Source organism: Vibrio sp. 10N.222.49.C9 (assembly GCF_041474985.1).
Lineage (GTDB): Bacteria > Pseudomonadota > Gammaproteobacteria > Enterobacterales > Vibrionaceae > Vibrio > Vibrio crassostreae_C.
The window spans coordinates 61,488-74,480 of record NZ_JBFRVD010000010.1 but is presented as its reverse complement, the minus strand read 5'-3'; the positions used below and the strand labels follow the sequence as shown (position 1 = coordinate 74,480).

11 protein-coding genes and 1 pseudogene are annotated in these 12,993 nt (G+C 47.1%); all 12 read right to left on the bottom strand.

Annotated features, from left to right (window positions below; translation table 11 throughout):
- Nucleotides 1-172: pseudogene (locus tag AB4585_RS04290) on the bottom strand (chemotaxis protein CheW); the annotation flags it as partial.
- Nucleotides 159-941 carry a ParA family protein gene (locus AB4585_RS04285; protein ID WP_017064111.1) on the bottom strand — a complete coding sequence of 261 codons (783 nt, stop codon included), beginning with the start codon at nt 939-941 and terminating at the stop codon, nt 159-161. The gene AB4585_RS04285 and the pseudogene AB4585_RS04290, both read right to left, overlap by 14 nt.
- Before the next feature lie 10 nt (nt 942-951).
- Nucleotides 952-2,076, bottom strand: coding sequence for a chemotaxis response regulator protein-glutamate methylesterase (locus tag AB4585_RS04280; protein WP_017060664.1), 1,125 nt, complete (start codon nt 2,074-2,076; stop codon nt 952-954).
- Nucleotides 2,077-2,089: 13 nt separating this feature from the next.
- A complete protein-coding gene (locus AB4585_RS04275) occupies nt 2,090-4,282 on the bottom strand; it encodes a chemotaxis protein CheA (RefSeq protein WP_372154561.1) in 2,193 nt (730 codons plus the stop codon).
- 9 nt (nt 4,283-4,291) lie between these two features.
- Complete coding sequence (locus tag AB4585_RS04270) at nt 4,292-5,023, bottom strand: protein phosphatase CheZ (RefSeq protein ID WP_017064113.1); 732 nt, start codon at nt 5,021-5,023, stop codon at nt 4,292-4,294.
- Nucleotides 5,024-5,128: 105 nt separating this feature from the next.
- Complete coding sequence (gene cheY / locus AB4585_RS04265) at nt 5,129-5,497, bottom strand: chemotaxis response regulator CheY (RefSeq protein ID WP_016767062.1); 369 nt, start codon at nt 5,495-5,497, stop codon at nt 5,129-5,131.
- Nucleotides 5,498-5,539: 42 nt separating this feature from the next.
- The gene (locus tag AB4585_RS04260; protein WP_017060667.1) at nt 5,540-6,274 is read right to left on the bottom strand and encodes an RNA polymerase sigma factor FliA; all 735 of its coding nucleotides are present in this window, start codon (nt 6,272-6,274) and stop codon (nt 5,540-5,542) included.
- Entirely contained in the window at nt 6,267-7,154 is an 888-nt protein-coding gene (locus tag AB4585_RS04255) for a MinD/ParA family protein (RefSeq protein ID WP_017060668.1), read from the bottom strand. Before AB4585_RS04255 ends, AB4585_RS04260 begins: the two co-directional genes overlap by 8 nt.
- A gap of 13 nt (nt 7,155-7,167) precedes the next feature.
- On the bottom strand, nt 7,168-8,730 hold the full coding sequence (gene flhF / locus AB4585_RS04250) for a flagellar biosynthesis protein FlhF (protein WP_029235190.1): 1,563 nt from the start codon (nt 8,728-8,730) through the stop codon (nt 7,168-7,170).
- 27 nt (nt 8,731-8,757) lie between these two features.
- Complete coding sequence (gene flhA, locus AB4585_RS04245) at nt 8,758-10,857, bottom strand: flagellar biosynthesis protein FlhA (RefSeq protein WP_017064115.1); 2,100 nt, start codon at nt 10,855-10,857, stop codon at nt 8,758-8,760.
- Between the two features lie 210 nt (nt 10,858-11,067).
- Nucleotides 11,068-12,198: a flagellar biosynthesis protein FlhB gene (gene flhB, locus AB4585_RS04240; RefSeq protein ID WP_017064116.1), complete on the bottom strand. Its 1,131-nt coding sequence runs from the start codon at nt 12,196-12,198 to the stop codon at nt 11,068-11,070.
- A gap of 9 nt (nt 12,199-12,207) precedes the next feature.
- A complete protein-coding gene (gene fliR, locus AB4585_RS04235) occupies nt 12,208-12,990 on the bottom strand; it encodes a flagellar biosynthetic protein FliR (protein WP_017060672.1) in 783 nt (260 codons plus the stop codon).
- Nucleotides 12,991-12,993: the final 3 nt, after the last annotated feature.

Below are 12,993 nucleotides of genomic sequence, written 5' to 3'. Positions count from 1 at the left end.
GCTCTGGCTCTGGCTCTGGCTCTTCAGATTGCGATTCGTCGCTCGACTCGTCAACAAAAAAATCGTCAGATTCAAAGCTTTCATCACCTAACAGCGCAGTAAAATAATCATCCAGTGCTTGTTCACTGGAGAGACTTGGCTGCGCCAATGTTGATTCTTTATTCGCGCTCATTTATCGCCAACCTTTCGAGATAAATAAGCAACTGTTTATAAGCAAATACACCACGGCTACCCGATGCAAAATGAGAGGCTGGCAAGCGCTTTAGGCTCGCATCTCGAAACTTGGTATCAATCGGCACAGCAGACGTCCAAACTTGGTTTGGGTAATCATCTTTGAGCTGCGTTAATGTTTGCAGTGAGGCTTTGGTTCGCTTGTCGTACATCGTCGGGACAATCGTCACCTTAAACGGTGTTTTGCGCGACTTCTGCATAATGGTCAAAGTGCGAATCATGCGCTCTAAGCCCTTCATCGCCAAAAATTCCGTCTGTACCGGAATCAATATACGATCGCTTGCAGCCAATGCATTGACCATCATCACACCAAGAATTGGCGGGCAATCGATCAACACATAGTCGTAGTCATCTTTTAAAGCGGCCAAAGCACGCTTCAAGATCAACCCCATGCCGCTTCGATTTCCCATTACACGGTCTAATGTCGCCAAAGACATATGCGCAGGGATAATATCGATACCTTCGACTTCCGTTTGTAAAAGCAAAGGTCTTACCGTCTGCGCGTTAAATTCACGCAGCTGGAACAGATCAAACAGGCTCGATTCCACCGTATCTGAATCGTAACCCAGATAGGTGGTCAGTGATGCATGTGGGTCAGTATCAACCAACAGAACACGGTGCCCCTTCAACGCAAGTAAACCTGCTAGAGTCACGGTCGTGGTCGTTTTACCAACACCACCTTTTTGGTTTGCAACACTCCAAACAATCATTTCGATTTACCTAAGCTAACCCAACTTCGACCAAGATCCTTTCCGCGATACGGTCTAGAGGGAGGTCTTCAGTAGAAATGCCAGCTTTTGCTACAGCTTGAGGCATACCATATACAACACAGCTATCTTCGTCTTGTGCCCAAATTGTCGAGCCCGCAGTTTTCAACATACGCGAACCTTCTCGACCATCTGCGCCCATACCAGTCAGGATCATAGACAACACTTTGTCGCCGTAGATCTTCGCTGCAGAGCCGAATGTGACATCCACACAAGGCTTGTAGTTCATGCGGTCGCCGCCATCGATAATTCTTAGACGTGCAGACCCTGCGCGGCCATCCACCATCATCTGTTTACCACCCGGAGCAAGATACGCCACGCCAGGTTTTAACACATCACCGTCTTGCGCTTCGCGAACTTCAATCTTACACAAGGTGTTCAATCGGCTCGCAAAAGCAGCAGTGAATGTTGCTGGCATATGCTGAACTAACACAATTGGGTGTGGATAGTTAGCAGGGATGCGAGTCAAAATCTTCTGTAGAGCAACAGGGCCGCCAGTCGACGTACCAATTGCTGTTAATTGATACTTCTTACCTGACGCTCTGAATTTCGCCGTTGATGCAACCGCAGGCTTCGCTGTCGAAGTCGAAGCTGCTGTTGAAATCGGTTGGCGCAATGGCGTAGATGTTGCGGTCGTCGCAGTCGCTCTCGGCGCAATAGGAGCACGGCGCATAAACGCACGCTTCGCTGCAATCTGAATCACACGCTGTTGAAGCAATGCAACTGCATCGTCGCGGTTACGTGCAATGTCTTCAAACTTCTTAGGAAGGAAGTCGAGAGCACCTGCATCTAACGCATCTAACGTTGCTCTCGCTCCATCATGCGTTAACGATGAAAACATCAAAATAGGCGTTGGAGACGCGGCCATGATTTCACGAACGGCAGTGATACCGTCCATGACAGGCATTTCAATATCCATCGTGATTACGTCAGGTCTTAGCTGTTTCGCTTTTTCAACGGCTTCTTTACCGTTTACTGCTACATCAATGACTTCTAGGCGAGCCTCTGAGTTGATGATCTCGCTAACGCGACGACGAAAGAAACTCGAATCATCAACGACTAATACTTTAATCGCCATATTTATCCTTAAATTAAATTCTTGACGCAGCTGCGTACTGCTTCAACAAGTCCGGCACATCTAGAATCAATGCAATGTGTCCGTCACTTGTAATTGTCGCACCTGCCATTCCTGGCGTGCCTTGCAGAAGCTTATCAAGCGGCTTGATCACGACTTCTTCTTGACCGATAAGCGTATCGACAACAAAACCAACACGTTGGCTACCAAGTTGTACGATAACAACATGGCCGTGCCCTTTACGCAGCTCAACAATACCCGCTTTAGGAGCAAGCCAGTTTTGCAAGTAGAACAACGGAATAGACTTATCGCGAACGATAATCGTCAGCTGGCCATCAACCACGTTTGTGCGGCTTAAATCTAGGTGGAAGATCTCGTTTACAGAAGCCAATGGCAATGCAAATGGATGACCGGCAACACCGACCATCAAGGTTGGTAGAATCGCTAGGGTTAGTGGAACCTTGATGGTGATCTTGGTGCCCTGTCCCATTTCTGAATCAATATCAATAGAGCCGTTCAGTGTGTTGATCGCTGTTTTCACAACGTCCATGCCCACACCACGACCAGAGATATCCGAGATCTGCTCTTTGCTTGAGAAGCCAGGAGCAAAAATCAGGTTGAAACACTCTTTATTTGATAAGCGAGACGCTGCATCTTCATCCATCAGGCCACGTTTAACCGCGATAGCACGAAGCTTATCAGGGTCCATACCGCCACCGTCATCAACGATAGCCAGTTCAATGTGGTCACCTTCTTGAGAGGCAGACAGAATCACTTTACCCGTTTGTGATTTACCCGCAGCAACACGGTCGTTTGGCATTTCAATACCATGATCGACAGAGTTTCTCACCAAGTGAATCAGGGGATCAGCAAGTGCTTCTACTAAGTTTTTATCAAGGTCCGTTTCTTCGCCACGCATTTCAAGAACGATGTCTTTCTTCAAGCTACGAGCAAGGTCACGGACAACTCGTGGGAAGCGACCAAATACTTTCTTGATCGGCTGCATACGAGTCTTCATTACCGCACCTTGAAGGTCTGCAGTAACAACATCTAAGTTAGAGACAGCTTTCGACATTTCTTCGTCGTTGCTGTTGAGGCCTAGGCTGACTAGTCGGTTACGCACCAATACCAGTTCACCCACCATGTTCATGATGGTGTCCAGTGTTGATGTATCAACACGAACTGTCGCTTCAGCTTGTTGCTTCTTAGCCGGCACTTTAACTTCAGCTTTTGCTGGAGCGCTCGGTTTTGGCTCAGCTTTAACGGCAACTGGCGCAGCAGGTTTAGGCGCAGCTTGAGGTGCTACTGCCTTAACTTCTGCTGGCTTAGTCGCGGCATCCAATTCTTCAATCGAAGGTCCATTACCTGAGCCATGTAGTTGGTCAAGTAACTTCTCGAACTCTTCGTCAGTCATCAGATCATCGCCTTCAGACATCGCCGAAACAGGTGCTGCTGGCGGCGTTGGCGGTGGAGGAGGCGTTGAACTTGCCGCTGTCGGGCTCTTACCCGCACCGTGCAATTCATCTAATAACTTTTCAAATTCGTCATCAGTAATATCACCACTGTCAGCAACAGACTGAGGTGCAGCGGGTGCTGGCGGCGGTGTTGGTGCAGAAGGCGCTGTTGGTGAACCACCTTTACCGTGAAGCTCATCAAGCAAGCGTTCAAACTCATCTTCAGAGATATCATCGACTGAAGATGCATTGATGTTTGAGTTTTCAGCAGTAGGTTCCGGAGCAATAACAGGCTCAGGCGCTGCAACAACAGGTTCAGGGATAATAGGTGCAGGCGCTTCTACTGGTGCCACTTCATCCGCAGACTCTGGTTTACAGAGACGGTGAAGTTCATCCAATAAAGATTGGTCGGCTGGCACTAAAGGTTCCTGATCTTGCACGGCGCGAAACTGTACATTGACTGTATCTAGCGCCTGCAGCATGGTATCCATCAAACCTGATGTTACGCTGCGTTGGCCGTTTCGCAGAATGTCGAACACATTCTCAGCACCATGACAAGTATCCACCAGCTCAGTTAATGCTAGGAAACCAGCACCACCTTTTACTGTATGGAAACCACGGAAAATAGCATTTAATAGGTCTTTGTCGTCAGGGTTATTCTCAAGCTCTACCAGTTGTTCTGATAGGAGTTCAAGGATCTCTCCTGCTTCGACTAAAAAGTCCTGAAGAATATCTTCGTCTAAATCGTAGCTCATACGTTACCTTTAAAATCCAAGACTGGATAACAAATCGTCGACTTCATCTTGAGATGCGACAGCGTCTTCGCGCTCTTCTGGGTTCATAATTGGACCTTCAGGCGCAATCGATGCTTTCTTCTCTGACTCTGGAGTTGGCTCTTTTTGATTCGCACCGAATACCGTGAGAATCTCGACCAAACGTCCTTCCACCTCATTCACCAAGGTAATAACTTTGCTGATTATCTGCCCAGTTAAATCTTGGAAATCCTGAGCCATCAAGATTTCAGTCAATTGTCCGCGTAGTTCAGTACTGTCGCCTTCTACTTGGACAAGCAATCCATCAATGCGGTGACATAAAGCTTTAAATTGTGCCAGCTCAATGCGGCCATGCATCAGTTCATTCCATTGAGGCCTTACTTGAAGTAAACACTCGTGTAGGTTGTCTGCGATTGGCATACAGCGATCGACAGCGTCCATCGTCTTATTTGCCGCAACTTCCGTTTTATCAATGACATACTGAAGGCGATCCCTTGCATCAGGGATTTCGTCATTTGCGATAACGCTGATGCGTTCATCGAAATTGAATTGAGTCAAAGAGTCGTGGAGGTCGCGTGTCAGACTTCCTATTTCTTGAAGCATTGGATTGTCTTGAAGACTAAAGTTATCTTCATAAATGCTTCTCACAAGAGAATCAGCATTTTGCTGCTCATCGTTCTCAAGCAGCTCTACTAATTTTTTTGCTTGTTCTAATGAAATCATCCTGAATTCGGCCTTACTCCGCATACCTTGTGCGCTTAGGCTATCGAGATAAACAGATAACTTATCAGTCAGTGTTTACCTAGAAGTGCCTAAATTTATTGATGCTTATAAGCGATCAAAAATCTTATCAAGTTTCTCTTTCAGCGTTGCAGCAGTGAAAGGCTTCACAATGTAACCATTAACACCCGCTTGCGCAGCTTCGATGATCTGCTCACGCTTCGCTTCAGCTGTGATCATAAGCACTGGAAGGTGCTTAAGTTCTGCGTCTGCGCGAATGTGTTTAAGCAGGTCAATCCCTTGCATGCCTGGCATGTTCCAGTCAGTTACCACGAAATCAAATTCGCCTTTTTTCAGCATAGGTAACGCGGTCAAGCCATCATCTGCTTCTTGAGTGTTGTTGAAACCTAAATCGCGAAGTAGGTTTTTAACAATTCGGCGCATCGTTGAAAAATCATCAACAATGAGAATTTTCATGTTTTTGTTCAAATTAGCCTCCACTGAATAGGATCAGTGTTGTTAGTCGTTCTGTGTCCAAGCACTTAACTTAGTGCGTAAACGCTGCATAGATTGGCTCAGTATTTGGCTGACACGAGATTCGCTGACACCTAACACTTCCCCAATCTCTTTTAAATTGAGTTCTTCGTCGTAATAAAGCGAAAGCACAAGGCCTTCCCTTTCCGGAAGTTGTTTTATCGAATCGATCAAAGCTTGGCGGAATGACTCATCAGCAACCCCTTGAAAAGGCGTATTATCTTGAGAGTCTTCATTCGGAGATATTACATCATCTGAGACGCCTAAATCTTCAATTCCAACCAGTCTTGAGCAATTAATGTCAGTTAAAGCACTGTGATACTGCTCTAAACTGAGCCCCATGTGTTTTGCCACTTCGGCATCACTCGGGTCGCGGTTGAGGATACCCTCTAATTCCGCAATTGCACTGCTGATTTCTCGATTGTTCTTATGAACCGATCTCGGCACCCAGTCCCCACGGCGAATGTCATCCAACATTGCCCCGCGAATCCGAATACCAGCATACGTCTCAAAGCTTGCGCCTTTGGTACCATCATAGTTTTGTTGCGCTTCAATCAAGCCGATCATGCCAGCTTGAATTAAGTCATCAACCAATACATTAGGCGGTAATCGCCCCAACAAGTGATGAGCGATACGTTTAACCAACACAGAGTACTTCTCAAAAAAAGCCTGTTGGCTATTGTGATTAGCGTGTTGGTCGTAAGTAAGCGCTTTATTCACCAAATGGTTCCTCTATAAATTCAGTACGATTCAGCAGCCTTTCAACAAAGAACTCCAAGTGTCCGCTCGGTGTTTTTGGTATTGGCCAGGTCAAGGCTTTGTTAGCCAAAGAGCTGATTGCCAATGCAGCTGGAGAGCGAGGAAACGCATCGACTACGATTTTCTGTCTCTTGACTGATTGACGTACTTTATCATCTAAAGGAATACATGCTACGAGTTCGAGGCTCACATTCAAGAAGCGCTCTGTGACCAAAGTCAACTTTGCAAATAATTCTCGGCCTTCGCGGTAGCTTCTGACCATATTTGCAACAACTTTGAATCGCTGAACTTGGTGTTCTCTGCTTAAAAGCTTAATCAAAGCATATGCATCCGTGATCGAGGTAGGTTCATCACATACCACGACAACCACGTCTTGCGCCGCTCTTGAGAAGCTGATCACCATGTCCGAAATACCGGCTGCGGTATCAACCAACAAGATATCCATCTCGTCTTCAAGCGAACCGAATGCGCGAATCAAACCAGCATGCTGTGCGTGTGAAAGTTCAGTCATGCTTTGAGTGCCCGATGTCGCTGGAATAATTTTAATTCCGTGCGGCCCTTCGACAATCGCATCCTTAAGTTCACATTCGCCAGCCAACACATGCCCAAGGTTTCGTTTAGAACGAATACCTAGCATGATATCGACGTTCGCTAGTCCTAAATCGGCATCTAGCACCATGACTTTTTTGCCTTGGCGCGCCATGCAAATAGCCATACCTAACGTCACATTAGATTTACCAACGCCTCCCTTACCACCGGTTACAGCGATAACTTTTGTGAGTGAAGGCTTGGTTAAGCGACGGAGGCCGCTAGCTTGGTCATGTATCATATTTTCATTCATATTTATCCGCCGCCTAGAGCCCTTCAGAATCGCTATTCCAGTAATGAGGTTCATTCTCTGTAGATTTTTCTAATAGCTCATTAGCCTTAGCAATCATGTACTTTGGCTGAGCTATAACGATATCTTCAGGAACTCGTTGACCATTTGCTATGTAAGCAACTGGTAATGCATTTTGTATTACGACACTGATGAATTCACCTAGACTTAGGGATTCATCCAGCTTAGTCATGATGCATCCCGACAACGGGATTCTTCTAAAGTGTTCAATTGTTTCTTGCAGCACTTTGCGTTGCGCGGTTGCAGGCAACACAAGGTAGCTATTGATAACGGAACCACTCTCTTGCATCAATGTGTCTAACTGCTCAGATAGGCGAACATCTCGTTGTCCCATGCCTGCAGTATCGACCAGAATCAGGCGACGATTACGTAACTGATATATTACATCGGCCAGTTCGCTAGAATCTTTAGCAACTCTTACAGGACAACCCATAATTCGGCCGTAGATCGATAACTGCTCATGTGCACCTATACGATATGTGTCAGTTGTCACTAGTGCGACGTTATCAGCGCCATATTCCATGGCAGCACGTGCAGCTAGCTTTGCAACAGTCGTTGTTTTACCCACGCCGGTTGGGCCAAGTAGAGCCACAATACCGCCGCGTTTTAAAATATCTTTTTGTGTAACGGAGATTTGGTCAGCAACCAGAGCTAACAGAGCCTTCCATGCACGTGCAGGTTTAGTATCTTCAGGAATGTAGCAAGCCATTTGATCGGCAAGCTCTGCAGATACACCCATACGTTCAAGGCGCTTAATAAGCATGGCTCTCAGTGGTTCACGGCGCTCAACTTCTTGCCACATCAACCCAGAAACTTGATGCTCTAACAGACGACGAATTGAGGTCATCTCTTCGCGCATCGTTTCCATTTCAGTATCAGAACCTTTGGACTGAGTGTTCTCTCGACCACGATCATAACGGGTAGGATCCAAGCGAGGTGTCGGGCGCTCTACTCTGCGGTCTTCAGCAATCAACTTAGACAAACCCGTTTCACGAGCAAATGCAGAATCAAGATTTCCGTGAGACTGTTGGTTACCGTGAGATTGCTGATGGCCATGAGACTGCAAATTGCTTTGAGTCTGATGACTATGAGGCTTATGGCCCGTGCTTGATTGGCGATTGAGCAATGCTGACAATGAATCTTCATTTTCTGCACGATGCTGTGGCTCATCATCGGCGCCATGACTGTATTGCTTAAGCATATTCGCAAAGCGCTTAGTCATTGAGCGTCCACCTTCAACATTCGACTGTAGGCTAACCTTGTCATCGTCTAGTTGACGTCGCCCAGCAGGAGCTGCGGGCGCGGCCATTTGCGTATATTGGCTTTGTGCAGGCTGCTGAGGTTTATTTAATCTCTGGCTCGCTGTCGACGGGCTGGATTCGCCATCAATAGCGGCAACAATTTCCACGCCACCTGCGACCTTTTTGTTAGACATGATCACCGCTTCTGAACCAAGTTCTTCTTTAACTTGGAGCAGAGCCGTTCGCATATCTTTTGCAAAAAATCGTTTAATTTTCAATTCGATTGTCCGTTCTAATTAGGCGGCTTAATTACCAACAGCTTGTACTATACGTATCTGCTTTTCGTCCGGTATTTCTTGGTAAGACAAGACTCGCAAGCTTGGGATCGTGTTCTTCACGAACTTAGCCAGAGTCGAACGCAACACGCCAGAGGTCAATAGTACCGCGGGCTCACCTTTCAGCTCTTGCTCTTGTGTAGCGTGGCTGAGAGAGGTCTGTAAACGTTCGGCTAAACCAGGTTCAATACCAGCAGATTCTCCGCCGGATGCCTGCATGGTTTGATGCAAGATTTGTTCCAGCTCAGGAATCAAGGTTATCACTGGTAACTCGGGCTCTATACCATTGATTTCCTGAACAATTAATCGTTTCAATGAGATGCGAACCGCCGCAGTAAGTATGTCAGGTTCTTGACTCTTACCTGAATACTCCGACAAAGTTTGGACTATGGTTCGAATGTCACGAATTGGAATCGCTTCATTCAGCAGGTTCTGTAGCACTTTCACAACCACACCCAACTGCAATTGATCCGGTACAAAACCTTCCACCAGCTTAGGTGTTGAGCGGCTGAGCATCTCAAGTAAGTTCTGAACTTCTTCGTGGCCAATGAGCTGCGATGCGTTGTTGGTTAGCAGCTGGCTAAGGTGTGTCGCCAGTACTGTAGAAGAATCTACAACGGTATAACCTAGAGCTTGTGCGTGTTCACGCTGCTCTTCACGAATCCAAACCGCTTCAAGGCCAAAGGCAGGGTCAATCGTCGGCTCGCCATCGATCATGCCATAGACTTGGCCCGGGTTAATCGCGAGCTCCATGTCTGGCTTAATCTCAGCTTCACCCACAGCAACACCCATCAGGGTAATACGGTAGCTGTTTGGTGTCAGTTCTAGGTTATCGCGAATGTGTACCGCTGGGATCAAGAAACCAAAGTCTTGAGACAGCTTTTTACGCACACCTTTAACGCGTTCAAGCAATTCACCACCTTGGTCTCTATCAACCAAAGGAATTAAACGGTAACCCACTTCTAAACCAATAATATCGACAGGTTGAACATCATCCCAAGAGAGCTCCTTCTGAGAGCCTACTTCTCCATTCGCTTCAACTGTCGCCGGAAGGTTAGGCTCTTCCGCCTTCTTCTTGTTCTTTTTATCGATGTAATACGCCCCCGCGCCTGCAACGATGGCAAGGCTCAAGAACGAGAAATGTGGCATACCCGGAACAATACCCATGATGCCAAGGATGGCGGCGGTGATCATCAAGGCTTTTGGATTGTCGAACATCTGGAAGACAAGTTGCTCACCCATATCTTCATCAGTATTTTGGCGCGTTACCATCATCGCAGCTGCAATAGACAGTAATAGAGATGGAATTTGTGCAACCAGACCATCACCGATAGTCAGTAGCGTGTAGATTTCGATTGCTTCACCAAAACCAAGATCAAACTGAGCCATACCAATGCTCAAGCCACCAATGATGTTGATGAATAAGATTAAGATACCAGCGATCGCATCGCCTTTAACAAACTTAGAAGCACCGTCCATCGAACCGTAGAAGTCAGCTTCTTTGGTGACTTCAAAACGTCTCAGACGCGCTTGGTCTTGGTCGATCAAACCTGCGTTCAAGTCGGCATCGATTGCCATCTGTTTACCCGGTAAGGCGTCTAACGTGAAACGCGCGCTTACTTCCGAGATACGACCCGCACCTTTGGTTACAACCATGAAGTTGATGATCATAAGAATCAAGAACACCACTAAACCAACCGCGTAGTTACCACCGATAACCACGTTACCGAAGGCTTCAATCACGTTACCTGCCGCGTCGCCACCTTCGTGACCATGGAGCAATACCACACGTGTCGAAGCAACGTTCAAGGCCAATCGAAGTAGAGTCGCAATCAGCAGGACGGTCGGGAATGCAGCGAAATCTAAAGGCCTGCGGGTATAAACCGATACCAATAGCACAACCATAGACAGTGCAATATTGAAGGTGAAGAACATATCCAACAAGAAAGCTGGAATGGGCAACACCACCATAGCAAGCGTTGCAAGTACCATAACAGGTGCACCAATCGCAGGCATGGCACGGTTAGGGATTTTAGGTAGCTTGTCCACAAAAGGCAGGGAGAATTTCATAAATCTAGACAGTTTCGCTATGTTGTAGCTCTCTGAACAAGTGGATTAGGTCTTAGTCAGGGCTGTTTGCTATGGGCTTATAATGTTCAGGCTACTACAGCAAACACTGTACCAACATCTCACGTCAAATTATCGCCATCACCTCTATAAAAGGAAGATTAGCTAGCTCGCTATTATCAGGGTTCATCACGCAGAGCTCAAGCAATTGATCTAATGACGTAAATCAGGTGGGATCGGCATATTAGAATCTTGCAGCTTTGGTCGCTCACCACCTCGTTTTCGGTACTGTTTAAGCTGGAAAACATATGCAAGCACTTGTGCAACTGCTGTAAACAGACCGTCAGGAATTTGTTGTTCTAGCTCAGTGGTATGATAAAGCGCCCTCGCCAATGGCGGCGCTGGAACGATATAGATGTCATTTTCACGCGCAATCTCTCGGATCTTCATCGCCATGTGGTCGACACCTTTAGCAACCACAATTGGTGCTTTGTCTTGATTCTGCTTGTAGCGCAGCGCCACTGAGAAGTGCTCTGGGTTGGTGACTATCACGTCCGCTTGCGGCACATCGGCCATCATACGACGCTGAGCCGCCTCCCTTTGCAACATGCGAATTCGACCTTTCACCTCAGGCTTACCCTCGGTGTCTTTGAATTCGTCTTTCACCTCTTGCTTAGTCATCTTCAGCTGATCAGCGTGTTGCCAAATCTGGAATGGGATATCAATCGCCACAACAATCAACAAAGAACAACTGATCAACAGAATAAAGTTGAGCAAGATATCCAAGGCATGGAAGATGTTTTGTGGATAGACGTCCATGCTCAGCTGCATTAAATCATGCTGAGAGGCTTGAATCAGATAAATCGCCATCCCCGATACGAGCGCTACTTTAAGAATAGACTTGAGCAGTTCAACCCAACTTTGCAGGCCAAACATACGCTTGATACCACTCAGTGGGTTGAGCTTAGACGCCTTTGGCATCGCCGCTTGCATTGAGAAGTTAATCCCACCGACACCCGCAGCGCCGATGACGGCAGCAACAAACAAAGTTATCAGTATCAAAAACAGCGGGAACAGCAGGTTCACCAGTGCACCACCAGCGATTTCTAGGAGTTTGTTAGTGTCAAAGATCTCGTCGCGACTCAAAGAGAACAGGCGTTGCATCGCCTCGAACAAAGCCTTCGCCATCGATTCGCCAAACCACATTAAAGCAATCGCACCGACAATTAATACCGATGCTGACGCTAGCTCTTTTGACCTTGCAACCTGCCCTTTCTCTTTGGCTTGTTGCAAGCGTTTGGGCGTGGCGTCTTCTGTGCGTTCTTGACCGTCTGACTCTGCCATTTCAGTCTCCTAGCAATCTAACCGGATTAGACGACATATCTGTTGTTCGCCCTGCATCCAGAATAGCTCATAGTGACTATACAAGCCGCCAAGGATGTACCAACAAAGTAACAGACCCACGAGTAGCGCAAATGCAAAACCCAAAGAAAAGATGTTTAATTGAGGTGCCGCACGCGTCATTACACCAAAAGAAAGGTTAATCGTTAGCAGCGCAATAATCCCCGACAATGACATCGCTAATGCCGTTTTGAACATGATGCCGAGCCACAACGCGAGCTCTCGAAAATCCACAGAGGTTAGAGAGCCACTGCCAATCGGCAAGGTCTTAAAACTAAACACCACCAGCTGCAGCATTTTCAAGTGACCATCGGTCGCCAAAAAAAACATGGTCGCTAGCAGCATGAACAGCTGACCAAGTACCGGCGTGTTTTGCCCGTTAGCCGGGTCGACCATTGATGCAAAACCCAAGCTCGATTGCATACCGAGGATCTGACCCAGCATAACAAAGGTTTGAATCATGAACTGGGTAACAAAACCCATGGCCACGCCAATCACAATTTGCTCGAAGACAGTCAGGAAGCCTTGAAAGGACAGAAGTTCAATCTCTTTGGGAACGGCCGGAATCGCAGGCATCACCGCAAAAGTGATCGCCAAGCCTAAATACAGACGAATACGCGGCGACACGAAGCGTGCCCCTGTTACCGTCATCACCATCAGCATCGCTGAGATGCGAGTGTATGGCCAAAAATAATTGGCTAACCACTCTAGTACAAGGCTCGTTGGGTATTCCATATC